Raw genomic sequence first — 23,261 nt, forward strand, 5'->3', positions numbered from 1 at the left:
TCAGTGGTCCTCGTAACCGAAATAAGCAGCCTGGATCGCCTCGCCGTTGCCGAGCGTCCGGGCGTCGCCATCGAGCACGATCTGTCCGCCACGCATCAGGATCATCCGCCCGCCCACCATCATCGCCCGGGCCGAGCTCTGCTCAACGATCAGAAGCGTGAGCTGGCGCTGCGCACGCAGCGCGATCAGCCGCTCATAGACCTGGTCGTTGATGTTGGGGGCGAGGCCCAGCGAAGGCTCGTCGATGGCTACAAGCCGCGGATTGGTCATCAGCGCGCGTCCGATGACGAGCATTTGCTGCTGCCCACCGGACAGCAATCCCGCCTGCCCGTGCCGCCTCTCTTTCAGCATCGGGAAGGTTGCGTAGACGGCTTCGAGTTCGTCGGCAGCTCGGCTGCGCCAGCCACGTTCGCGGGCGTGCATGCCGGTTCCGACCAGAAGGTTCTCTTCGGTCGTCAGCGAGCCGAAGACATCGCGCCCCTCCGGCACCATGGAGAATCCGAGCCTGGCGATGTTCTCCGGCGCCTGGCCGATGATCTCATGACCCGCGAGGTCGATCCGGCCGCCCGCCACCGGCGTAACACCGGCGATCGCGCGCAGCAGCGAAGACTTCCCGGCACCGTTCGGGCCGGTGATGAACAGGATTTCTCCTTCGTCCATGGAGAAGGAGACGTCGCGGACCGCCGTGAGACGGCTATAGCGGATGGTGATATCGGAAAGGGCGAGCAGGCTCATTCCATCACCTCCAGCACTGGCAGGTCGGTGTTCGAGGCCGTTCCCATATAGGCGTGGCGCACCTTCTCGCTATCGCGGATGGCCGCGGGCGGGCCTTCTTCGATGATCGCTCCGGAATCGAGCACGACGATATGCTCGCAAAGGCCGAGCACTAGCCCGACATTGTGCTCGATGAGCAGGACACCACAGCCGAGATCGGCGGCGATGTGTCTTATCAGGGCCGAAAGCTCCCGCGCCTCTGGCGAACTCATGCCAGCCGCTGGCTCGTCGAGCAGGATGTATGCGGGCCGTCCCATCAGGGCACGGCCAATGGCTACACGGCGCTCATCCGTATAAGGCAAGGTTCCGGCGATGCGGGAGCCCAACGCGCCGATGCCTATCCAGTCGAGCATCGCTTCCGCTTCGGCGATGGCAGCGCGCCGGCTCATTCCCAGGCCAACGCCGGTTACCTCCAAATTGTCCAGCACAGGCAGGTCGCGGAAGAGCCGCCCACCCTGGAAGGTGCGGGCGATGCCGCGCCGCCGGACCTGGTGCGGCTTGAGACCCGCGAGTGCTGCCCCGTCGAGCTTGATGGTGCCTTCCGTCGGTGCCTGGAAGCCGGTCAACACGTTGACGAGGGTGGTCTTGCCGGCGCCATTCGGGCCGATGAGGCCACTGATGCGGCCGGGCGTAATTTGGAGGTCTACCGATGACAGGGCCTTCAGCCCCGCAAACGATACCGAGACGTTCTCCGCGCTCAGATGACTCATGTCCCTTTCCTTCTTTTTACCGACGGAAAGGCGCGAAGCATCCGGCCTTGCGGCCAGTCACGTTGCAAATGTCTTCCCCTGTCGGTTCCGGCGGTCTCTAGCGGACTGCTCGGATGCCAAATTCACGCCGTTACCCGGCGTCGTCTTGTCGTTTCGCGCACCGGATTTTGTCTTCCGCTACGCGCGGTCGGTTTTGGCCGACCGATCTCCTCGCCTCCGGCTCCTCCGCCGGCATTTTCCCGGCTGACGTCAGCCGGCCAGATGCCCTTCAGCACGCGCCAGCGCGGCGCGCTGTTCGGTTCGCGCGGCAAGCGCGTCTTCCAGCGTCACCGGAACGAAGCGCGCCGGGGTGTGCGGCTGGAGCTGGGCGATCAGGTCCATGTCGGCCGATATTACCACGCCCAGCATCATGTACCCGCCACCCGAAACCGCGTCCCGGTGAAGAACGATCGGCTCTGTGCCACTCGGCACCTGGACGGATCCATAAGGATAGCAGGCGTCGACGATGTTCGAGGGGTCGGAGCCTGCACCGAAAGGCTGCTCGCGCTCAACGAACTCCAGCGGCGTTCCGCCACGGAAGCGATAGCCGATGCGGTCAGCTTCGGGCGCGACCTTCCAGGTTTCCTCAAAGAACCGATTGCCGGCAGCTTCAGTGATCCGATGCCAATACATGCCGGGAAGCATTCTGAGTTCCGCCAAATTATTCCGCGCGCGGCGCAGATTTGCAGGCAGTGAAAGACCGGCTTTGCCGGAACCTTCGCCGAGGGGAAGCTCATCGCCCGCCTTCAGCGTGCGGCCCTCATGCCCGCCGAGCGCGCCCAGAATGTACGTCGAGCGCGAGCCGAGAACCACCGGCACGTCGATGCCGCCGGAGATGGCCAGATAAGCGCGCGCGCCGCCCTTGAGGAAGCCGAAGGAAAGCCGGTCACCGGCCTTCACCGGAAAACTTTCCCAGGTCGGCCGTTCCTCGCCATTGAGTTTGGGTGGGAGCTCTCCACCCGTGACGGCGACGACCGCGGATTGGGTGAATTCGAGTTCGGGGCCCATGAAGGTGGCTTCGAGCACCGCGGCACCCGGATCGTTGCCGACAAGCAGGTTTGCGATGCGTGTCGCAAAGCGGTCCATGCCGCCGCCTTCTGGAATGCCGACATGATAGTGGCCTGGTCGGCCAAGGTCCTGCACGGAAGTGGAGAGGCCGGGAGAGATTACCTTAACGGCCATTGATAAGCTCCATCAGCTTTGCATTGGTGCCGTAAATATCGCTGTTGAAGTCCTTCAGGCTGAAGGTGCACTCGCGAACCGTCGGCTGCCACCGATTGGCTTCGATTTCCTCCAGCGTGGCGTCGTAGTCATCGCGGCCAATGGCCTTGAACTTGACGATGTCGCCTGGCTTGAACAGGCACATGTCATCGGAGAGGTAGCGCACCTTCCTGGCCGGGTCGTAGATCGGGGCCGGGGTTATGCCATACATCTGGTAGCCGCCAGCGCCGCGCACCGAATAGATCGCTGCAAAGCAGCCGCCATGGCCAATGGTGAGCTTGGGAGTGTCGGTGCGTGGGCGCAAGTATTTCGGCGCCTGAATCTGTTTCTTGCGCTCAACCATCTGGTACAGGAAGGGCAGTCCAGCGACGAAGCCGACCATGGATACGAACCAGGGCTGGCCGGAATAGGCCGCGATAAACTCTTCCACCGTGGCGTAGCCGTTGATGCGTGCCGAATATTCAAGATCGGTGGAGGACGGGTCCTGATGGCGCTCGCGGAAGCGCAAGCAGGTTTCACGCGTCCATGGATCCTGGAAGTAAACCGGCAGTTCGATGATCCGGGTCTTCAGCACCGGGTCCGCCTTTGAGGCCGCCTCTTCCATCGACTTCAGTTCGCTGAGCAAATCTTGCGGCTTGACGATGTCGGGGTTGAAGCGAATCTGGAAGCTGGCGTTGGCTGGGCAGATCTCGGTGACACCTCGGATGCCTGCCGTACGCACCGCATTGGTCATCGAAAGGCCGGTAAAGAAGGAGGTGAGCGACATTTCTTCGGACACCTCGCCGAAGATATGCTCGTCGCCGCCGAAGTTGAATCGTATCGACATCGGTCCTCCTTTAGCCCGCCAAAGCTGCGGCGTTTTCGATGAGCCAGCCTTCCAGCCAGCGGGTATGCACGTCTCCTGTCCGCACCGCAGGATCTGCGGCGAGCGCAAGAAACAGCGGCTTGGTGGTCTTGAGCCCGCCGATCTTCAACTCGTTGAGCGCGCGGATCAGGCGGACTATCGCCGCCTCGCGCGTCTCAGCATGCACGATCAGCTTGGCAAGCAGCGAGTCATAAAAGGGCGGCACCTGATAGCCTTGGTAGAGCATCGAATCGAAGCGTACGCCCGGACCGCCGGGGATGCGAAGCTCGGCCACCTGCCCGGGGAATGGAGCGAACTCCTTCGCCGGATCTTCGGCATTGAGCCGAACTTCGATCGCATGCCCCTTGACGGAGACATCGCCCTGCCGAATCCGCAGCTTCTCGCCGCCGGCGATGCGAAGCATCTCCGCAACGAGGTCGACGCCGGTGATCGCCTCGGTGACCGGGTGCTCAACCTGGATACGGGTGTTCATCTCGATGAAGTAAAAGCGGTCTGCTTCATCGTCATAAAGATACTCTACCGTGCCGGCGCCAGAGTATTTGACCGCCTTGGCTAAAGCGACCGCCGAAGCGCAGAGCTCCTCGCGCAGCCTTTGGGAAAGTGCGCGCGACGGCGCCTCCTCCCAAACTTTCTGGCGTCGCCGCTGCAGCGAGCACTCCCGCTCGTAGCAGTGGATGGCATCGCTTCCGTCTGCCAGCACCTGCACCTCGATATGGCGGGCCTTACCGATAACCTTTTCCATGTAGAGACCACCGTCGCCAAAGGCGGCGAGGGCTTCTGCTTCGGCCTGAGGAAAGGCTTGTTCGAACTCGGCGAGCGAGTTCGCAATGCGGATGCCCCGCCCGCCGCCGCCCGCCGCAGCCTTGATCATCACCGGAAAACCGGTTTCCGTCAGCACCTCGCGGCCAGCCTTGAGGCCCTCGACCCGGCCAGCCGAGCCAGGCACCACAGGGACACCTGCAGCGGCAGCGGCCGATCGCGCCGAGACCTTGTCTCCCATCATCCGGATCGCATCTCCCGACGGGCCGACGAAGACCAATCCAGCGCCTGTGACCGCGTCGGAAAACGCGGCATTCTCGGCAAGGAAACCATAGCCAGGATGAACGCTGTCGCAACCGGTGTCGCGGGCAGCCTTCAGAATTGCTTCGACGTTGAGATAGGACTTCTTTGCTGCTGGTGGGCCGACGTTGACCGCTTCGTCCGCAAGCTGGACGTGGAGCGATCCCGCGTCTGCGGCCGAGTACACCGCCACGGTGGGGATACCCAGATCTTGTGCGGCCCGGATGATCCTGACCGCTATCTCGCCCCGGTTGGCAACCAGAAGCTTTTTCAGCATCAGTCGAGATCCGCAATAGGTGCGCCGGCCATGATGGGGTCTTCATTGTCGGCAATGAAGCGGATGTTCGTACCGGCCGTCTCGGCCCTCACTTCGTGGAACGACTTCATCACTTCGATGAGACCGATTACGTCTCCAGCGGAAACCGCGTCGCCATCCGCCTTGTAGGGCGGCTGGTCTGGCGAAGCGCTCCGATAAAAAGTGCCGGGAAGAGGCGAAAGAATCTGGGCCATAAAAAGCTCCGGAAAACTGCAGGCAAACTATTTTGGAACCGCCTGCGCAGGCGGGTTCGGTCGAGTTCAGTGCCAAGGGGCGATTGCGGTGCGCACGGCCCTGGCTATTTCGATGGCGTTCGGCGTATCGGAATGCACGCAGATGGTTTCGCAGCGTACGGGGAAGAAACTGCCGTCCTCTGCCGTGCCCTCGCCCTCGCTGATGGCGCGTACGCAACGCTCGGCCATCTCTGCGGGGTCCTTGGCGTCATGAACGCGTGTCAAGATCAGCTTGCCGGAGGCATCGTAGTCGAGATCGGCATAGAACTCGGCGACGAATGGGATACCGCGCTCTTGATAGATCTTCTCGTGCAGGGTGCCCGTCATGCCGAAGAGGGGTACGCCGAAAACCTCTGCCGCGTCGCACACGCCATGGGCGATTGCCTCCTGCTGCATGGCCATGAAGTAAAGGCTGCCATGCGGCTTGATATGGTGGAGTTCCACACCCTCGGCCTTGAGGAAGCCGGCAAGCGCTCCCACCTGGTAAATGATGGTGTTCCTGACTTCGTCGCGGGTCATCCGCATCTCGCGCCGGCCGAAACCCTGAATGTCCGGCAAGCCTGGATGGGCGCCGATCTTTACGCCACTCGCCTTGGCGCTGCGGACGGCGGCGTGCATGTGATCCGGATCGGAGGCATGAAAACCACATGCGACATTGGCAACGTCGATGATCGGCATCATGCCCACATCATCGCCAACCTTGTAGAGGCCAAAGCTTTCGCCCATGTCACAGTTTAGCGTCACCGCCATCGCATTGTTACCCCTCGAAGCTGCCGTCTTTGCGGCGTTGCAGCATTTTTTGCGCATGCGAGGGCATTTGTGAAATAGTAGTTTATTGATTGTGATATTAAAAAAACAGATAATGGTTCTGGGCCGGAGCGCACCATGACCATCACCTTGAAACAGCTTGATTATTTTATCGCGACCGCCGAGAGCGGACAGGTCAGTCATGCCGCGGTGGAACTCAACATCTCACAATCGGCGGTCACCGCGGCGATAAAGACGCTTGAGGCTGACCTGGGCGTACGGCTTTTGGAGCGTAACCACGCTGGCGTAAGATTGACGATGGAGGGCGCGCGGTTTCTTGAACATGCGCGTGTTATCACCGGGGCCGTCGCAGCCGCCGTCCGAAGCCCGTTGCGCGATAGGAAAGGCCTGGCGGGCAAGCTGCGGCTGGGCATGACCTACACGGTCGTCGGCTACTACATGTCGCGCCACTACGCGCGGTTTCGAAAGACCTATCCCGAGATCGAGGTCGAGGTGCTGGAACTGCCCCGAGACGCCCTCGAAAGCGGCTTGATGTGCGGGGACATCGACATGGCCGTTATGCTGGTGTCCAACCTGGAGCACACCGAGGAATTGGCGCAGGAGGTCTTGATGCGATCGAACCGCCGGCTCTGGCTTTCGGCTGATCATCATCTGCTCGCGCGGCAGGAAATCAGACTCGCCGATGTGGCGGCGGAAGATTATGTCATGCTGACGGTGGACGAGGCACGCACGACGGCCGCCCGTTACTGGGATGCCGCGGGCCTTTCGCTCCGCGCCGTCCTTACCACCAGTTCGGTCGAGGCCGTGCGCTCGCTCGTGGCTGCCGGCATGGGGGTCACTGTCCTGTCCGACATGGTTTACCGCCCCTGGTCCTTGGAGGGGCAGCGCATCGAAGTGCGCGGGCTTGTCGAGCCGATCCCCACTATGGATGTCGGCCTGGCCTGGTCGCGTGACAGACCAATCGACCCGGCGGCGGCGGCCTTCCGGGCCTTCATGTCCGTAACCATGGGCGGCGGCGGCTAACCGCCGGCCCGTCAGACAGGCGCTTTACCTCAGGCTGGCTGGTTGAGCAGCGGGTAGTCTACAAGCACGGAGCGTGCCGCAAGCGTTGCTATAGCACTCGGTACCCGCGCAGGAGCCGGCCCTCGGCCCGAATATGACCCGGGCTTAATTGCTGAGACGGTCGCATCAAACTGATGATCGCGCCGCGGGACCTGCGAGGTGAGAAGTGCCTGTGTCTCCTCGAACGTGGCCAACGTGACGATCGGCTCGTGCTCTCCTTCATAGACTCGATACGCCATCCCTGTAGCGCACTCGGCTAGGTGGGGTGCTGCGGCTAAGCCCCGGCGCAGCAAGCGGGTCATTCTCGGACAGGTTTGACAATTTTGGAGAAAATCCAACAGAAGCAATGGACGGTTTCGATACGGTTTGACGCTCCAAACCGTTGATCTTTCGAAGGTATTCTATGCCCTCCGGGCCCACCCGACGCGGCGAATTCGCAACCCTACTCGGCGGCCGTCTCCGATGGCGCCTCTAGCGGCCCCGAAGGCTCGGTCTCGGCACGGGGCTTGCGCCGTGAAAACAGCGACCTGAGCGTGACGTAGAATACCGGCGTCAGGAACAGGCCGACGAAGGTGACGCCGAGCATGCCGGAGAACACCGCGGTGCCGAGCGACTGGCGCATTTCTGCGCCCGGGCCGGTTGCGATCATCAGCGGCACGACGCCGAGGATGAACGAGAAGGCGGTCATCAGGATCGGCCGCAGCCTGAGCCGGCAGGCTTCGACGGCAGCCTCGGCAGCCGACAGGCCGCGGTCCTGCGCCTGCCGCGCGAATTCGACGATCAGGATCGCGTTCTTGGCGGCAAGCCCGATCAGCACGATGAGGCCGATCTGCACGAGGATGTTGTTGTCCAGCCCTCGGAAAGACACGCCGAGTAACGCCGCGAGCACGCCGAGCGGCACCACCAGCACAATGGCGAACGGCAACACCCAGCTTTCATATTGCGCCGCCAGCGCGAGGAACACGAACAGCACCGACAGTCCGAAGATATAGACAGCGGCATTGCCGGTGGTGCGCTCCTGATAGGCGAGTTCGGTCCATTCATAGGAGGTACCGGCCGGCAGCGTCTTTGCCGTGATGCCTTCCATCAATGTCAGCGCGTCGCCCGTGGAGACGCCGGGCGCGGCGTTGCCCTGCAGCGGCACCGAGACGTACATGTTGTAGCGCTGGACCAGCGCCGGGCCGGTGACGTCGCGGATCTCGATCAAGGTGCCGAGCGGAACCAGCGCGCCGGTCGCAGAGCGCACCTTCAGTTTCAAGATGTCGGCGCGATCGAGGCGGAACGCCTGGTCGGCCTGCGCCCGCACCTGGTAGACGCGACCGAAAGCGTTGAAGTCGTTGACGTAGGCGGTGCCCAAATTGATCGACAGCGTCTCGAAGATGTTGGGGATCGGCACGTTCAGGATGCGCGCCTTATCGCGATCGATCGCCAGGAAGAATTGCGGGCTCGACGTGGAGAACGTGGTGAACACGCCCGTCAGCCCCGGCGTCTTGTTGGCATTGCCGGCGATTTCGTTGGCAAGCGCCAAGATCTGCCGCATGTCGGCGCTGTTGCGCTCCTGGATCTGCAGCTTGAAGCCGCCGGCATTGCCGACGCCGCGGATCGGCGGCGGCGGCAGTGCGATAATGAAGGCTTCCTTGATACTTTGCAGGCTGCCGAACAGATTGCCGATGACCTGGGTCGCAGACTGGCCGGCTTTCAGTCGCTCGTCAAACGGCTTGAACCTGGCGAAGATCACACCCGCGTTGCTGGCGTTGGTGAAGGTCGCGCCGGAGAAGCCGGCGAAGGCGACTGCGTAGTCGACGCCTGGCGTTTTCTGGATGATCTGCGACGCCTGCTGGATGACCGCATCGGTCCTCGACAGCGAGGCGCCGTCCGGCAACTGGACGACGACGATCGCATAGCCCTGGTCTAGCGATGGAATGAAACCGCGCGGCACCGCCTGCACCATGTAGACCGTGGCGTAGATGAGGGCCGCGAAAACGGCCAGCATGGCGGCCATCGTTATCCACGAGCCGACCAGCACGCGGATGATGCTCGAATACCAGTGGGCGACCCTGTCGAAACCGCGATTGAAGCCGTCGGCGAGCGCCCGTCCGAACCGCGCCAGGAAAAAGCGCGGCGGCGCCGCCGCGGCGTGGTGCGGCTTGAACAGCAGTGCGGCCAGCGCCGGCGAAAGCGTCAGCGAGTTGAATGCCGAGATCGCCGTCGACACCGCGATGGTGATCGCAAATTGCAGGTAGAACTGCCCAGAAATGCCGGGGATGAAGGCTGTCGGTATGAACACGGCTATCAGAACCAGCGAGATCGCGATGACCGCCGTTCCGACTTCGTCCATGGTCAGGTGCGACGCCGGATTGGGCGCCAGCCCTCTGGCGATATTGCGCTCGACGTTCTCGACCACGACGATCGCATCGTCGACGACGATGCCGATCGCCAGAACGAGGCCGAACAGCGTCAGCATGTTGAGCGAGAAACCGGCGGCGTAAAGCACCGCCAGCGTGCCGATCAGCGACACGGGGATCGCCACGATCGGCACGATCGCCATGCGCCACGATTGCAGGAAGACGATGATGACGATGATTACCAGCAGCATCGCCTCGAGGATCGTCTTGTAGACCTCCTGGATCGACTCGGCGACGAACTCGGTTGGATTGTAGACGATGTCGTAGCTCAACCCCTTCGGGAAGTCGCGGGAAAGCTCCTTCATCTTGTCTTGAATCTCCGCGGCTGCGGCGAGCGCATTGGTGCCCGGCCGCTGAAAGATGGCGAGCGCCACCGCCGGTTTGCCGTTGAGATAGGAGTTGGTGACGTAATCCTTGGCGCCGAGCTCGATGCGCGCCACGTCCTGCAGCGAGATCAGGCGGCCGTCGTCGGTCGATTTGACGATCACGTATCGGAAGTCGCGTGCGTCGTTGAAGCGGCCTTGCGTGGTGACCGTATACTGGAACGCCGTGCCGGTGTTGGTCGGCGGCGCGCCGATCGAGCCGCCCGACACCTGGACGTTCTGGTCGCGCAGCGCCTGAACCACATCGCCCGAGGTCATCCCCAGAGCGGACAGTTTCTCCGGATCGAGCCAGATGCGCAGCGAATATTCGCGTTCGCCGAAGATGATGAGATCGCCGACGCCGTCCAACCTGAGCAGTATGTCGCGCACCCGCGAGCGGGCGTAGTTCGAGACGTAGAGCTGGTCGTAGGTATTGTCGGGCGACAGCATGTGCACGACCATCATGAGGTCGGGCGAGCTCTTGATGGTGGTGATGCCGAGGCGGCGGACTTCTTCGGGCAGGCGCGGCTCGGCGACCGACACGCGGTTCTGCACCAGCACCTGCGCCTGGTCGAGATCGGTGCCCAGCTTGAAGGTGATGGTCAGCGCCATCGCCCCGTCGCCCGACGAATAGGACGACATGTAGAGCATGCCTTCGACGCCGTTGATCTCCTGCTCGATAGGCGTTGCCACCGTCGCTGCGACCGTCTCGGCGTCGGCGCCCGGATACTGCGCGCGAACGACGATGGTCGGCGGCGCGATCTCGGGATATTGCGCGATCGGCAGTTGAGTATAAGCAATCCCGCCCAGGATCAGCAGGACGATGGAAACGACCGATGCGAAGATCGGACGGTCGACGAAGAAATGTGCGAACCTCATTGCGGCAACCCGGCGGTCTCGGCCTTGGGCGGCAACGTCACCATCTCGACCTTCACCTTGGTGCCGGGCCTGGCGTGCATCAGCCCGTTGACAATGATCGTCTCGTCGCCGGTCAGGCCCCCGCGGATCACCCGATAGCCGTCGAGAAGCGGGCCGGTGCGCACGGGCTTCGCCGAGACCATCCCGGACTCATCCACCAGGAACACGATGCGGCGATCCTGATCGGCGCCGATCGCCTCGTCGGGCACCAGCACGCCGCTATGCGGCAGCGACCCCGGCACGTTGATGCGCCCGAACATGCCTGGCTGGAGAACGCCGTCGGCGTTGGGAAACGTTGCACGCACCCGCATGGTGCCGGTCGCGTTGTCGATCCGGTTCTCGGCAAAATCGAGCTTGCCTTTGAATACCGCCTCCGCGCGGTCGGCGACGCGAACCACCACCTCGAGCCCGCCGGCGCCTTCCTGCATGCTGCCGCCGCGCTCCTTCGCGTCGCGGGCATAGCTGAAATACAGGCGCTCATCGACGTCGAAATAGAAGTCGATCGGATCGCGCGTAACGATGGTCGTCAGCAAGGTGGAATCCGGCTGCACGAGGTTGCCGACCGACACCAGCCGGCGGTCGATGCGGCCAGACAAGGGCGCCTTGATCTCAGTGAATTCCATGTTCAGGCTGGCCGTCGTCAGCGCCGCCGTCGCCCCCTGCATCTGCGCCTGCGCCGAGAGGTATTCCCGCCGGCGGTCGTCGACCGTCGCGGTTGAGATATTGCCGGTCTTGGCGAGTTCGTCGGCGCGATCCAGCTGCATCTTGGAGAATTCGAGCAGGGACTTGGCGACGTCCACTTGCGACTTGGCGGCATCATAAGCCGCCTGGTACGGACGCCGGTCGATGGTGAAGAGCAGGTCGCCCTTGTTGACCAGTGCGCCGTCCTGGAAGCTGACCTTGTCCAGATAGCCGCTGACGCGCGAACGGATGGCGACCTCGTCGACGGCTTCGAAGCGCCCGACGAACTCGTCGTCTTCGACGATTTCACGGACCACCGGCTTGGCCGCCGTCACCACGGGTAGCTGCTGGTCCTGCGCAAACGCATTGCTGGTGAAAGCCATGCCGAGCAGGAATGCCGCCGACACGGCGGCGCGGGCAAGCAAGCCGGCCGATCGACGGCGTCGCCCGCCCGCGTCGCGATACAATTGACCATTCTCTGGGGTATCCAATTGCGTCCTCGTTCGCTGGACCCGGAGGTCGGTTGATCCGCTTCTACGTTCAGGCTTTTCGTCGAGATCAGAGCACTGCAGTATTGTGCATGGCAACATGATCATTTTCCATGTGGGCTGAAATGTCCATCCTTTGGCTGCCCGCCACCGCGCTAAAGCCAGTCGCGATTTAAAGGATTCAGGATTCCTTTGGTGGACGGCTTATAATTCATATTGGTCGAAGGAGGTCGATATGGGCATTACCCCGCCGGCCGGATTCAAATGGACTGCAACACTGCGGCATCGCAAGCAACGTCGTTGTGGCCAAGATGGGGCGCCAGCGGAATGCCATCTTCTGGCTAGTTCGTCCCAGAACCGGGCCCGTCCGCTTCCGGCCCAATTGCCGCCGTTCTGGAGCATGTCTCCGAACGTTCGCAAACGAAGCGACCCGGGACCGAGCCTGGGGCGCCAAGCCCCGAAGTTGATTGGGGAGCGCCGCAGCCAGCTCGACGCCCCAAGCTCCGCGAGGTTATCGTTTCTGACTGCACCAAGCTCGGGCCGGCCGACACAACCCCTCGACGGGCCGCGAAGTAGCAGGATCTATCACTACTCAGTCAGCCTGCCACTACGGTGCCCGAGCGCCTGCCTCGCAGCATACATGGTCGGTGAGCGCTTGCCCGGAAGGTTAGCCTCCAGAACAAGCTGTTCGACAAAACCTTGGTTAATTTCAATCTCCACGCATTGGTCGAGTTTGTCAACGATCCAGACAGCATAACCTTCGTCTTCTTTCAATTTATAGTCGGAGTCATCCTTTGGAATCTGCAATTCTGGGAATTTATTAACTAGCATTATCTTGGGTTTTGGCAGGTCAAATGTATGACCTTCGTAGGCGTAGCCGACAATCAACCCGCAAGAAAGCTCTTTCTCTGGCTTGCTGCCCAGCATATATGTTTGTGCAGTTACAGTCACAACGGCTGTGCCAAATTCCTTTATATCCAATTTAATACTGAAGCTGGCTCTTATCGGTATACTGGGCAAATTGCCTTGGCCGAGCATTATGCTGCGACGGATCTTATTCGATGTGGCTTTCTTAAGTACTTCTTTCGCCGCGTTGACTTCCCGTTCGTCGGCGCTAACGCCATGTGCTGTTTGGACATAAATGTTGGTGTTCGAGATTTCGCTGGCCTGTCCGGGAATGGAAATACCAATTTCCGCCTCAATTCCGTAGAGCCTGACCTGCGTTGCATTGTATGCCCCGTTGGGGAATGTCAGTGTCGGACGGTGATAGTCGTCACTCATGTCAGTCCTCCTCGCTTTGACAATTCAGTTCATGAAATTTCTCGCCACCTGAAGTTTTCCTCGAACTTAGCGCCCAGCGCCGGCGCGATGCGGCTGCCGGCTTCGGCAATGGCCATCGCGGCATTCTCAAAAGTCAGATCGTCCGCTTCGAGGCTGGACCAGGTCCGGGCGAGGGTCAGCGCCACATCGTCCCGCGCCCGGGTAAGCGCGCTCTTGAACAGGAACGGCCTGGCACGAAAGGCCAGCGCCGTGAAATCCGAGATGCGCTGCATGGCGGCCTCGTCGATATCCCTGATGTCGATATCGAGAAGCCGTTCGTCGGCTAGTCCATCACCCACGAGATTCGCGTGGTAGGTGTCTACGATCGTGTCGAATACGGCCCCGGTGAAAGGCCGCGACCTGTCATGGATTTCGTCGGAGACTTCAGACATGCGGCGCGAATTGCTGGCGAGGCGAATCTGTCGGTCACCGATCAGTTCGGCGATGCGATTGAGTTCGTTCAGGACGAGGAGGTTGCCGTTGCAGTGGCGCAGCAGCCGGTCGAGACCGCTGTCGAAATGCAGGAAGGACAGAAGCGACGTTATGTCGGCGCTCGCCTCATGGAACGACGCGAAGTCGCCGGCCCTCAAGCCATTTGCCGGCACTCCAAAAAGGGAAAACAGAATCGCATGGCCGACCTCATGCGCAATCGTATCGAAGTTGAGGGCATAGGGATAATTTCGACCGTCGGGCGCCCTGTCCACGCCGAGTTCCAGATAACCGTAGCCAGACTGGGCGTTGTTCCAGTCGACCCACGGAATGATCTCCAGCCGCTCATAGGTTTCGGCGAAGTACCAGGTAATCGGCCGCCCAAGGTAGCTTTCCCAGATGTCCAGGACCCGGCTGACTGCCCCGAAGGCGTGTGCCGCCAGGAACTGACGTGAATTCAATGAAATCTGGTCGAAGTGACCGTCGTAGGCGGGTTCCGCCGGCGGGAAGGCCTCGCCAACGAAGGGCGGCAGGTAGGGATACTCGTAAGGCTCCTTGTCGAGGAGCGGATCGCGGACATAGATGCGATGGTCCTCCGGACCGGAGCGTAACCGGCCCGGCGGGGTCGATATCCAGACGGTCTCGGGTGTGCCGTAATCGGCAAGGTGGGGCACCTGCGGAAATAGTAGGAAGCGCGTGCCGACGGAGCGACTCTGGCCGTTGGATCGATCGAGCGTTCCTAGTAGCTCAGCCCCTCTCATTTTAATACATTAGCAAAGTGTCACGTATTGTAAATTGAGATTGAGAATTCTCGCGCTGATGCCTTCAAATCTCTAACCCGGCTTCGTCGAGATCCCTAAGGAAAGCCGCCGTCAATTGGAAATCCGGCAGGGGTGCGGGCTCTTTGAATAAACCGTGATGCAATAGCCGGAGCGCATCACGCGCATCCTGCTTCTTTTGCTGAACGAAAGCTGCGGCGAGGATCTCCTGATATTTCTCGACAACAAGATCACCTTCGCATGACAAGGCGTCACCGACCATGCGGGCGAGCGTGCGCTCGCGAAAATTGAGAGTTCGCGCGGCGCGCTCCAGGCTGATTCTGTATTCAGCCGAAATGATGCCTCGACGGCAGGCCCTGCGAACCGTCATGCGAAGATCGATCAGCGCGTGGGTTATGGGCGCGGAGTTTACCCCCCATGGTCCGTGCAGCACGGCCACTGCATCGTCAGGCGCAAACGCAAAACGACGATACCACCGGTAGATGAGCCCCACTCCCAGCATGTATGGAAAGAGTTCTGCAGCGCGAAGAGCCCCCATGCTCGCTGCGCCTATTACCGGAACACCTTTCGCTACTGCCCAAAGGATTTCCTTGTGCCTGACCGCCGGCTCCGATTGAAAGCCGCCGTCGATGATGACTATCGCACTCGGATCAAAATGCTGCACAGCCGCAATGATCGAACCCTGCACAGCCGGCGGAAGGCAGATCGCCTCCACCACTTCCAGCACTTCGCCCTGTGACAGGGTGGGACCGGCAAAGACCAGCTTGGGACGCATTTGCCTAGCCATGCAACAGAGGCGTTAAGGCCGGTATGACGATCCTGACGACCGACAGGTCGCCGAGCGGTCTCGTATCGAGCTGAATCATGTACACTGTATCGATTCCTGCGCCCTCGATCTGTGCGAGAAGAGCGGACATCCTATTTCCCGCGCTGGTGCAATTCTGCCCGGCAATCGCATGGAAATGTACGTCGCGGGGGCCGTCCGACAGGAGGCGTCGGTGCGCCGTAATTTTTTGCCAATCGGGATATTTTGGATAGGACGCGCGCGTCAGGTCATCACGGGCGCCGGAGATCGCCGTCAGTCGCGACTGCGCCGCCTCGTAAATTGCGTGAACGATCGCGGACGCGGCATCGAAACCTGCAGCCGAGCCCTCTGCCGGATAGTGAAGAATTGCAGTTTCCGGCGGCCGATCCTCCATGAGATGGCACCAGATCACCGGTAGCCCCAGCGGTGAGGGGGCGTGCCAAAGCCCCACTAGCAGGCCTTTGGCTTCCAGGCTTTCGAGAAGGCTCGCAACCGTTGGATCGTCGATCGTCCTCGGGTCAATTCGACGGCGCTGGAAAAAGCCATGGATTCGCTCCGCCCGCGTGAGTGCGTCGCGCTCGATGCACTCCATTATCCCGTGCAGGATAGAGTCCGTTTCCTCGAAGGAGGCCGCCAGGCCGGACGTCGATGAAGCGAAGATTTCCTCATGGCGCCGCGGCGGGAACACGTAGGCAGTGTGTACAAGCTCGAATGGGACCCAATCCTGCAGACCACCCTTGAGGATATTCTCGGCATGAATCCAAGCTATTTCCCTCCTGCGCCAGCCCGGGTCGACACCAGGCTGGAGATGGGCTTCGAATCTTTCAGGAGGAATATTCAGGGAGTCTGCGGAGGCCGCGATGGGGTCGTAGTGCGCCAAGCGCTCGGCAAAGTAGGACTCTGCGGCCTCGAGGATGGCCGATACTGCAGCGTCGGTTCTGGTCGGCCCCTTGCCTTGCGAAACGGAATTTAAAAGGGAGAAAGGCCTGACCGCCTGAACCACGGGTATGTCGAGCACGTCGAGACCTGTGATGTCTGCAATCCGTGTGATCCCCAAGACCTCGCGCATCGTAATTAGCCGCATGAATGCTTCGCGCGACGGAGGACCCGAGCGCTCGTATCGTTCCAGCATGGAGGCTTCCTGATCTCCGCGCGGGCTAGTGGCGCAGGCTCGGTTCTAGATTGACGAACAACGCCGCGCCTTGCTCGATGGTTGATTTCGCCAGTTCGACGCGACTGCGGTACTGCCGGGATAGTTCCTCTGATACGCCCCATGTTTCGAGCATCTCGTATGCATTGAGCAGGATTGGCACCGCGTTTTGCTCATCGGCGGTAGCCAGGCTTTTGGAGAGCGCGGCAACAACATCCATGCCTGAGGAACCTCTAAGTAGAAGGAGATGGGCCTTTCGCCGATAGAGTTCGGCGAGCCAAGAAAGACTGCCGCCTGCTTCGGCTTCCGCAGCCGCGGAAGAGACAAGCGTAAGGGCCTCCTCAGTCTCGCCTGTCCGGGCCAGAAGCTCCGCCAGCATGCCGTAGTAGACAGGATAGTCTTCCGGCGTCTGGAGTTCGCCGTGGATCGCAAGGCCCTCCTTAATCTGGTCCCTGCCTTGTTCTACCCGAGCAGCATTTCCTTCGCACCAGCCTTCGAGAATTTGCGCCAAGGCGGCAAGGGAGGGCAGATGGTGGCGCTTCGTCAATTCGCGGATATCGGCGATGACGTCTCGCAGCGCCGAGAAATCGCGGCGATAGCAATCAAGCATCGCTTCGTTGATGTAGACATGGGCGATACTACCAACATGCGCCGTTTGCATTGCCCAGCGCCTGGCTTCAGCCAACGACCGAACTGCGCTTGCGGCCCGGCCGGTAAACCATTGAGAGAGAGCCCTATGCGACAGGCCGCAGACCCTGGCGTCGTGGCCGCCGAACAGAGTGGCATTCCCTGATCTTTGGCCCGTCCCATAGAGCGCAAGTCCTTCGTCGACCGCCGCGATGCAATTCCTGTGATGCCCAAGATTGAATTCGATCGCCCAAACGCAGTGTCTGGCCTGAAACTGCACTTCGGGGTCGTCGACATCCCTCAGGTCGGTGAGGACAGTTCGTGCGCGTTCCCCGTCGATGGTGGGGCCGGTGAACCACCAACCCCAGTAGATCGGAAACCACTTCGCACGCTCGGCGAGTGGCCGCCGCCTGGCGATCTCTACCCCGTCCTCGTAAAGTTTGCGGGCCGGCAGCGAGTTTGGACCTTCCGTGGCTGTAAGTATCGGCCCGAGCGGCATCATCGCGGCGAGGCGCAAAACATCCTGCTTGTCCGGCCCTCTCACTCGCTGGCAAAGGGCCACGGCATGGTCGAGAATCTGTCTCGCCTCGGCCATTGCAGAGCGGACGTAACTTTCCCGGCCGGCTGAGATGAACTGATCGATAGCTTCCTCGATAAGGCCAGCGCGTTCAGCATGTTCTGCCAGTTCAGCCGTACCCAGCCACGGGGCCAGATTTCGGTCGCGGCCGACAGCGGAGAAAAGCGACTGATGGAGGGCCTGCCGTCTCCTCCGCAGCAATGCATTGTAGATTGTCTCCCGGATCAGGGCATGACGAAATCCATAGTCGGGCTCGCCGGAAGGCCTGACCCGGATCAGGAATCCCGCCTCGATGAGGGTGTCCAGTGCATTCGCGATCGTCTCGTCGCTGTATTCCGGCGACAGCTTCTGGAGCAATTCCAGATTGAAACGATTCCCGGCGACGGCGGCCGCTCGTGCCACATCCTTTGCAGGGCCCAAGGCCTCCAGCCTGGCTTGAAGGATGCTTTCAAACACCGATATTCGGCTTGATGAACCGGCTGGCGCAAGGCGATCCGTTATGGAGGCCGCATTCTCGGCGATCCATTGGCAAATTTCCTCGATGAAAAGAGGCACGCCCCCGGTTACCTCCTCCACCATGCTGATGAGTTCCGAATGCGCGGCTGACCCGATTTCCGGCCGCATGGCCATGATTGCCTGTCGCGTTTCCTCGCGATCGAGCGGCTTCAGAGTAATATGCGGCAAGTCCCGGAACCCTGAGTAAGTCTCAGATCCAGGTCGCGCAGTCATTATGAGGAGCACGGGCACCCGATGAATGAAGAGTGCAAGTTCCGCCAGCAATTGTCTCGACGTGAGGTCGATCCAATGTATGTCTTCGACCACCAGGATGAGTGGTCCGTGTTCGCATATGGCTTCTATGCTTCTGCGAACTGCCCAGCTGGCTTTCTCCCGGATAACCTTGAGATCAGCCTCCTTCAGAGCGGGATTCGATCCTTCAGCCCCAAGTAGAAACGAGAAGATGTCGACCACTTCGTCTTCGTGAACGCCTTGATTTGCGAAGACCTCCGCTACGTCTGAAGTCTCCAGCCGACCCTCTTTGCCAGCCAGGTCACTCCGAACATTTTGCAGCAGAGGATAAAGGGCTGAGTGGGAGCCGCCGGGCTGACATTGAAAAAGCAGCAATTTTGCCCGCTGAAAGCGTGTCCTCTTGCGGACTTCATATAGCAGGCGAGACTTGCCGATACCGGCCTCACCCTGGACTAAAATGACGCCGCCCTTGCCGGCGACCGCATCATGCCAACATGCGGCGATGGTGGCCAGTTCGTCCCCACGGCCTATAAACGTATTGTTCAAGCGCCCGAAGGCGAAGAAGCGGTCAACATCCCGCTTATGGCTGATGGCCCGCCAAGTCCGCTCCGGCTCGGCGAAACCCTTAATAACGTGAATGCCACGAAAACTAAAAACGTGGGACCGCCGTGCCAGATTTCGGGTCTCGTCGGACACCAATATTGCATCCGGCTGAGCCATAGCCTGAAGCCGCGTCGCCATGGCCAAAGCCGGGCCCGTGACGCTGGCATGCGCCGGGTCACCGCCGTCGCCGTGAACGAGGGTCATGGATGTAGCAATCCCGACCCGAACATGTAGGTCCGTATGGTCTTTCTCCAGCCCGACCCGCTTGCACGCTTCAATGATTTCGAGTCCTGCCCGGATCGCTTGCGAAGCCGCGTCCTTTGCCTCCATCTCTGCTGGAAAAAGTGCGACACCGCCGTCGCCGGCCTCGCCGACGACAACGCCCGAGCACGATGAGATTGCCTGTCTTGCCGCACGCCGAAAGGCCGACATCAGTTCTTCATAGTCCTCGATATCCAGAACTGCGAGCAGGTCGGTTGATCCGACCAGATCATAACAGAGAGCTGTCATAACGCGCCGCTCGCTGCGAACGTCGGACACACTACTGTCGTCCTTGCTCAGAACGCCCTTGGCAAGGGCCACGATTGGAGGCCCTACTCGACGCTTTTCCGACATGCTACAGTGCCTTGGCTGGCGGAGTGAGAGCGATACTATCAAATGTGCTAATATTCACCAGAGCGCTCGGACGACCCTCATCTAAGCGATACTTCGGACGATGTGCGTCACGCTCCCTGACCGCCTAATCTCACGAGATTGCCGAAAGCAGGATGAGTAGCTCGCAGTTCGGCCAACTCAGCCACGTGCCGCCTGTCCGAATCCTAAATTGCCGAGCAGCGCGCATTGGGTAAGCTGGTTCGCGGAACCATACGGAACGATAGGGGAAGGATGTCTGACCTGTGCCCACAATAAAAAATAGCTATTTGAGGACATCCTCCGGGGCATCATTATCGTTATTTATCAACAAGTTGATATATTCCTTGGCTGGATTAGCCAAGGTAGCAATGGCGACCTCCGTAGATCCCGTCGAATGCATTGATTATGGTGGGCTTCCGAGGACCGCCATCGATTGCTGCACCCTTACATCTCGGTTACGAATTTTGTCCGCAGATATGCATCGAGGCCTTCGACGCCGCTCTCCGAGCCATAGCCGGATTCATTGACGCCACCAAACGGCGTTTCCGGTGTCGACACCATCATATGGTTGACGCCGACCATGCCGGCTTCCAGCGCCGCCTCGGTCTTTTGGGCAAGGGTGAGGTTGCGGGTGAAGACAAAGGAGGCCAACCCGTAAGGAAGCGAGTTTGCCCGCTCGATCATGTCGTCGAAGGTTGAGAAGGTGGTGGTCGGTGCGATCGGCCCAAACGGCTCCTCCGACATAATGCGCGCGGTGTCCGGCACGTCTTTCAGCAATGTCGGCGCGTAGAAATAACCCTTGTTGCCGATCCGCTTGCCGCCAGTGACGACCGTCGCGCCTTTCGCGGTTGCATCGCCGACGAACGCGTCCATGGCATCCAGCCGCCGCGGCGCGATCATCGGGCCCATCTGGACGTTTGCGTCGAGGCCGTCTCCGATCCTCAGCTTTTCTGCGCGGGAGGCAAAGCCGTCGATGAAGCGGTCGTAGACGGCCTCATGCACATAGAAGCGGGTCGGCGAGGTGCACACCTGGCCGGCATTGCGGAACTTGAATGTGACGACGGTATCGAGTGTCTTTTCGAGGTCGGCATCCTCATAGACGACGACAGGGGCGTGGCCGCCAAGTTCCATGGTGCAGCGCTTCAAGGTGTCCGCGGCCTGTTTCTGCAAGAGCTTTCCAACCGCCGTCGAACCGGTCAGGGAGACCTTCCTGGGGATCGGCGAGGCGATCAGATAGGACGAAACCTGCGCAGGTTCCCCGAAAACAATGTTGAGGACGCCTGCCGGAAGCCCAGCATCCTGGAAGCAGCGGGCGATAGCCACGGCGGTTCCAGGCGTTTCCTCGGCAGGCTTCAGGATAATCGAGCAGCCGGCGCCAAGCGCACCTGAAATCTTGCGGATGACATTGCTGGCCGGAAAATTCCAGGCCGCGAACGCAACGACGGGGCCAACCGGCTCCTTGAAGACCATCTGCCGTACGCCGGGTAGCCGGGCAGGGACGATGCGCCCGTAGGCGCGCTTGCCTTCTTCCGCATACCAGCGGGTCGCATCGGCGGCGAACTGCACCTCGCCGGTGGCCTCGACCAGCGCCTTGCCGTTCTCCATCGTCAGTATACGGGCGATGGTGTCCTTGCGCTGCTCGATCAGGTCGGCGGCCTTATCCATGATCGCCCAGCGCTGCATCGCTGTCATGGCCTTCCATAGCTTGAAGCCTTTGGCTGAGGCCGCAAGAGCGCGGTCGAGATCTGCCTTCGTAGCGTGCGGCACGGTTGCCAGCACTTCTTCGGTGGCGGGATTGATCAACGGTTCGGACTTGCCGTCCGCTCCCTGGCACCACGCGCCGTCAATCAGCAACTCGATCGTTTCTGGATACATGTCCTAGCCCTTCCTAGCGGTCCCACGGAAAAGCCGCCGGCAGATTGCACCTTGGAAGAAAATCTCCGTGATGGCTTGACCAGTACATTGTATACAGTATGGTGTCGACATGATTTTAGCGCGCATCCAGAAATTGTCGGTCGCCATCCCTGAGAATCTCGCCGAGATGCTGGAGGAGGAGATTATCTTCGGTCGCCTCAAGTCCCGGGAGCGATTGACCGAGGAGATGGTTGCCGCACGCTACGGCGTCAGCCGGTCACCCGTGCGCGAGGCGCTGAGGCTGCTCGAGCGGGACGGTCTTGTGATGCGCGAGGCAAGGCGCGGCATCTGGGTCTCACCGATGTCGCAGCGCGATTTCGATGAGGTCTACACCTGTCGGATCGAGCTGGAGGGACTGGTTGCCAAACAGGCAGCCGAATCCGCCGATATCGAAAAGAAGGCCGAGTTTAAGAACCTGCTGTCGGAGCTGAAGCAGGCCCAGGCCAGAAACGATGCGCGACAGTTCTTCATCGTCGACGTGCGCGGTTCTCTCCTGACCTACACCCTGGCCGGCAACAAGACGCTGACGCGCCTGCTCGGCGGGTTGGAAAAGCAGGCCTTGCGGTACCGTTATCACGCCTATGAGCAGGACCCCAAGATCATCCAGCTCTCGCTAGATGACACGGCGCGTATCTATGACGCAATCACCGACGGCGATGGCGAAAGTGCCAAGGCGATGACCGAAAACCTCATTCGGGAAATCTGGCAAAGCATGCGGGCCGGCATTCGCGACGCCTTCGGAGAGGGCTAGTCCGTGTCCACCTTCTCGTCAGCGTTCAGCGTCATCGATTCCCATACGGCCGGTCACCCCACGCGAGTCATCCTGAGCGGCGTCCCGAAGCTCATCGGTTCGAGCGTGCGTGAGAAACGAGACCATTTCCGCCAGCATTTCGATCACCTTCGCCCGGCACTGCTGCATGAGCCGCGGGGCCATGCAGCGATGGTCGGCCTCGTGCCGGTCCCGTCGGATGTTGCCGATTACGGCGCGTTCTTCATCTCGTCCTATGTCTATCTCGACATGTGCGGTCACGGCACAATCGGCTTTGCCAGGACGCTGGCCTTCACCGGGCAGACTAATGCTGACATGGGCAGTAGTTTCACGCTGGAAACACCGGCCGGCACCGTCACGGTTCATCTCAATTGGAAAGAAGATGGCTCGCTTGACCGCGTGCGGATAGCCAATGTCCCAAGCTATGTTGGGCTGGAGCGTCTGAACGTATCCGCAGAGGGTGTCGGCAAGGTCAATGCCGCGATCGTCTATGCCGGCATGTGGTACGCGCTCGTGGACGCGGCCCCACTCGGGTTCAAACTGATTCCGGACAATGCGTCGGCCTTGATGCAAGCCGGTGCAAGGATCAAGGACGCGATCAAGGCGGCAACGCAGCACCTGCCACTGCTGGTGGGGGCGGCCGCGCCGAGCGTGCTTTTCTACGATGCCGACAGCGAGAGTTCGGCGACGCATTTTCTTGTCCTGGAATCCAACAAGTTCGATCGCTCGCCCTGCGGCACCGGGACCTCCGCGCGCCTGACATATCTGCTGCAGAAGGGGCTGATCGGCCCCGACCAGACCTACCATGCCAGGAACATATTCGGCATTCCGTTCGAGGCACGTCTGCAGGGCCGCGTCCAGGCCGAAGGTCGTGAAGCCGTGATTGTCGAGATCGAAGGCGCCGCCTTCATCACCTCGACCCAGACCATCTTCTTCGAGAAAGACGATCCTCTCTCGCAGGGCTTTCTAAGCCGCTAACCAATCAACAACTCAGAAAAGGGGAATGA

At 60.8% G+C, this 23,261-nt stretch carries 18 protein-coding genes; 3 read left to right on the forward strand and 15 right to left on the reverse strand.

Annotated features, from left to right (window positions below; all coding sequences use genetic code 11):
* The 7 genes from AC0L26_RS18795 to AC0L26_RS18825 all read right to left on the reverse strand — a co-directional run bounded on the left by AC0L26_RS18795 (position 1) and on the right by AC0L26_RS18825 (position 5,967).
* Positions 1–735: an ABC transporter ATP-binding protein gene (locus AC0L26_RS18795; protein WP_473633905.1), complete on the reverse strand. Its 735-nt coding sequence runs from the start codon at positions 733–735 to the stop codon at positions 1–3.
* A complete protein-coding gene (locus AC0L26_RS18800; RefSeq protein WP_473591156.1) occupies positions 732–1,484 on the reverse strand; it encodes an ABC transporter ATP-binding protein in 753 nt (250 codons plus the stop codon). Before AC0L26_RS18800 ends, AC0L26_RS18795 begins: the two co-directional genes overlap by 4 nt.
* Positions 1,485–1,733: 249 nt before the next feature.
* Entirely contained in the window at positions 1,734–2,705 is a 972-nt protein-coding gene (locus AC0L26_RS18805; RefSeq protein ID WP_473633906.1) for a 5-oxoprolinase subunit C family protein, read from the reverse strand.
* Entirely contained in the window at positions 2,695–3,570 is an 876-nt protein-coding gene (locus AC0L26_RS18810; protein ID WP_473633907.1) for a 5-oxoprolinase subunit B family protein, read from the reverse strand. The genes AC0L26_RS18805 and AC0L26_RS18810 overlap by 11 nt, the downstream gene beginning before the upstream one ends.
* A 10-nt stretch (positions 3,571–3,580) precedes the next feature.
* Positions 3,581–4,945, reverse strand: coding sequence for an acetyl-CoA carboxylase biotin carboxylase subunit (locus tag AC0L26_RS18815; RefSeq protein WP_473633908.1), 1,365 nt, complete (start codon positions 4,943–4,945; stop codon positions 3,581–3,583).
* Complete coding sequence (locus AC0L26_RS18820; RefSeq protein ID WP_013533152.1) at positions 4,945–5,178, reverse strand: acetyl-CoA carboxylase; 234 nt, start codon at positions 5,176–5,178, stop codon at positions 4,945–4,947. The genes AC0L26_RS18815 and AC0L26_RS18820 overlap by 1 nt, the downstream gene beginning before the upstream one ends.
* 66 nt (positions 5,179–5,244) lie before the next feature.
* The gene (locus AC0L26_RS18825) at positions 5,245–5,967 is read right to left on the reverse strand and encodes a LamB/YcsF family protein (RefSeq protein WP_378977995.1); all 723 of its coding nucleotides are present in this window, start codon (positions 5,965–5,967) and stop codon (positions 5,245–5,247) included.
* Positions 5,968–6,102: 135 nt separating this feature from the next.
* On the opposite strand from AC0L26_RS18825, the gene AC0L26_RS18830 reads away from it, so the two are divergent.
* On the forward strand, positions 6,103–7,008 hold the full coding sequence (locus AC0L26_RS18830; protein WP_473591153.1) for a LysR family transcriptional regulator: 906 nt from the start codon (positions 6,103–6,105) through the stop codon (positions 7,006–7,008).
* Positions 7,009–7,489: 481 nt separating this feature from the next.
* Here AC0L26_RS18830 and AC0L26_RS18835 read toward each other — a convergent pair whose 3' ends face one another.
* The 8 genes from AC0L26_RS18835 to AC0L26_RS18870 all read right to left on the reverse strand — a co-directional run bounded on the left by AC0L26_RS18835 (position 7,490) and on the right by AC0L26_RS18870 (position 21,446).
* Positions 7,490–10,693: an efflux RND transporter permease subunit gene (locus tag AC0L26_RS18835; RefSeq protein ID WP_473633909.1), complete on the reverse strand. Its 3,204-nt coding sequence runs from the start codon at positions 10,691–10,693 to the stop codon at positions 7,490–7,492.
* Complete coding sequence (locus tag AC0L26_RS18840) at positions 10,690–11,796, reverse strand: efflux RND transporter periplasmic adaptor subunit (RefSeq protein ID WP_473634117.1); 1,107 nt, start codon at positions 11,794–11,796, stop codon at positions 10,690–10,692. Before AC0L26_RS18840 ends, AC0L26_RS18835 begins: the two co-directional genes overlap by 4 nt.
* Before the next feature lie 693 nt (positions 11,797–12,489).
* A complete protein-coding gene (locus tag AC0L26_RS18845; protein ID WP_473633910.1) occupies positions 12,490–13,182 on the reverse strand; it encodes a hypothetical protein in 693 nt (230 codons plus the stop codon).
* A gap of 29 nt (positions 13,183–13,211) precedes the next feature.
* Positions 13,212–14,411: a gluzincin family metallopeptidase gene (locus AC0L26_RS18850; protein ID WP_473633911.1), complete on the reverse strand. Its 1,200-nt coding sequence runs from the start codon at positions 14,409–14,411 to the stop codon at positions 13,212–13,214.
* Positions 14,412–14,475: 64 nt separating this feature from the next.
* Positions 14,476–15,204 carry a TfuA-like protein gene (locus AC0L26_RS18855; protein ID WP_473633912.1) on the reverse strand — a complete coding sequence of 243 codons (729 nt, stop codon included), beginning with the start codon at positions 15,202–15,204 and terminating at the stop codon, positions 14,476–14,478.
* A gap of 4 nt (positions 15,205–15,208) precedes the next feature.
* On the reverse strand, positions 15,209–16,366 hold the full coding sequence (locus AC0L26_RS18860; RefSeq protein ID WP_473633913.1) for a YcaO-like family protein: 1,158 nt from the start codon (positions 16,364–16,366) through the stop codon (positions 15,209–15,211).
* Positions 16,367–16,391: 25 nt separating this feature from the next.
* A complete protein-coding gene (locus AC0L26_RS18865; protein WP_473633914.1) occupies positions 16,392–19,553 on the reverse strand; it encodes an ATP-binding protein in 3,162 nt (1,053 codons plus the stop codon).
* Positions 19,554–20,015: 462 nt separating this feature from the next.
* Entirely contained in the window at positions 20,016–21,446 is a 1,431-nt protein-coding gene (locus AC0L26_RS18870; RefSeq protein WP_473633915.1) for an NAD-dependent succinate-semialdehyde dehydrogenase, read from the reverse strand.
* 109 nt (positions 21,447–21,555) lie between these two features.
* Between AC0L26_RS18870 and AC0L26_RS18875 the strand changes: the two genes are divergently transcribed.
* Together AC0L26_RS18875 and AC0L26_RS18880 are read left to right on the forward strand one after the other, a co-directional pair.
* Entirely contained in the window at positions 21,556–22,236 is a 681-nt protein-coding gene (locus AC0L26_RS18875; RefSeq protein WP_352931064.1) for a GntR family transcriptional regulator, read from the forward strand.
* Positions 22,237–22,239: 3 nt separating this feature from the next.
* The gene (locus AC0L26_RS18880; RefSeq protein WP_473633916.1) at positions 22,240–23,232 is read left to right on the forward strand and encodes a proline racemase family protein; all 993 of its coding nucleotides are present in this window, start codon (positions 22,240–22,242) and stop codon (positions 23,230–23,232) included.
* Positions 23,233–23,261: the final 29 nt, after the last annotated feature.

The sequence above is a fragment of the Mesorhizobium sp. WSM4823 genome, assembly GCF_055811195.1.

Bases quoted from the DNA above. Each gene is read 5' to 3' on its own strand.
- AC0L26_RS18795 (WP_473633905.1), bottom strand. From the start codon at position 735: ATGAGCCTGCTCGCCCTTTCCGATATCACCATCCGCTATAGCCGTCTC.
- AC0L26_RS18800 (WP_473591156.1), bottom strand. From the start codon at position 1,484: ATGAGTCATCTGAGCGCGGAGAACGTCTCGGTATCGTTTGCGGGGCTG.
- AC0L26_RS18805 (WP_473633906.1), bottom strand. From the start codon at position 2,705: ATGGCCGTTAAGGTAATCTCTCCCGGCCTCTCCACTTCCGTGCAGGAC.
- AC0L26_RS18810 (WP_473633907.1), bottom strand. From the start codon at position 3,570: ATGTCGATACGATTCAACTTCGGCGGCGACGAGCATATCTTCGGCGAG.
- AC0L26_RS18815 (WP_473633908.1), bottom strand. From the start codon at position 4,945: ATGCTGAAAAAGCTTCTGGTTGCCAACCGGGGCGAGATAGCGGTCAGG.
- AC0L26_RS18820 (WP_013533152.1), bottom strand. From the start codon at position 5,178: ATGGCCCAGATTCTTTCGCCTCTTCCCGGCACTTTTTATCGGAGCGCT.
- AC0L26_RS18825 (WP_378977995.1), bottom strand. From the start codon at position 5,967: ATGGCGGTGACGCTAAACTGTGACATGGGCGAAAGCTTTGGCCTCTAC.
- AC0L26_RS18830 (WP_473591153.1), top strand. From the start codon at position 6,103: ATGACCATCACCTTGAAACAGCTTGATTATTTTATCGCGACCGCCGAG.
- AC0L26_RS18835 (WP_473633909.1), bottom strand. From the start codon at position 10,693: ATGAGGTTCGCACATTTCTTCGTCGACCGTCCGATCTTCGCATCGGTC.
- AC0L26_RS18840 (WP_473634117.1), bottom strand. From the start codon at position 11,796: ATGGCTTTCACCAGCAATGCGTTTGCGCAGGACCAGCAGCTACCCGTG.
- AC0L26_RS18845 (WP_473633910.1), bottom strand. From the start codon at position 13,182: ATGAGTGACGACTATCACCGTCCGACACTGACATTCCCCAACGGGGCA.
- AC0L26_RS18850 (WP_473633911.1), bottom strand. From the start codon at position 14,411: ATGAGAGGGGCTGAGCTACTAGGAACGCTCGATCGATCCAACGGCCAG.
- AC0L26_RS18855 (WP_473633912.1), bottom strand. From the start codon at position 15,204: ATGCGTCCCAAGCTGGTCTTTGCCGGTCCCACCCTGTCACAGGGCGAA.
- AC0L26_RS18860 (WP_473633913.1), bottom strand. From the start codon at position 16,366: ATGCTGGAACGATACGAGCGCTCGGGTCCTCCGTCGCGCGAAGCATTC.
- AC0L26_RS18865 (WP_473633914.1), bottom strand. From the start codon at position 19,553: ATGTCGGAAAAGCGTCGAGTAGGGCCTCCAATCGTGGCCCTTGCCAAG.
- AC0L26_RS18870 (WP_473633915.1), bottom strand. From the start codon at position 21,446: ATGTATCCAGAAACGATCGAGTTGCTGATTGACGGCGCGTGGTGCCAG.
- AC0L26_RS18875 (WP_352931064.1), top strand. From the start codon at position 21,556: ATGATTTTAGCGCGCATCCAGAAATTGTCGGTCGCCATCCCTGAGAAT.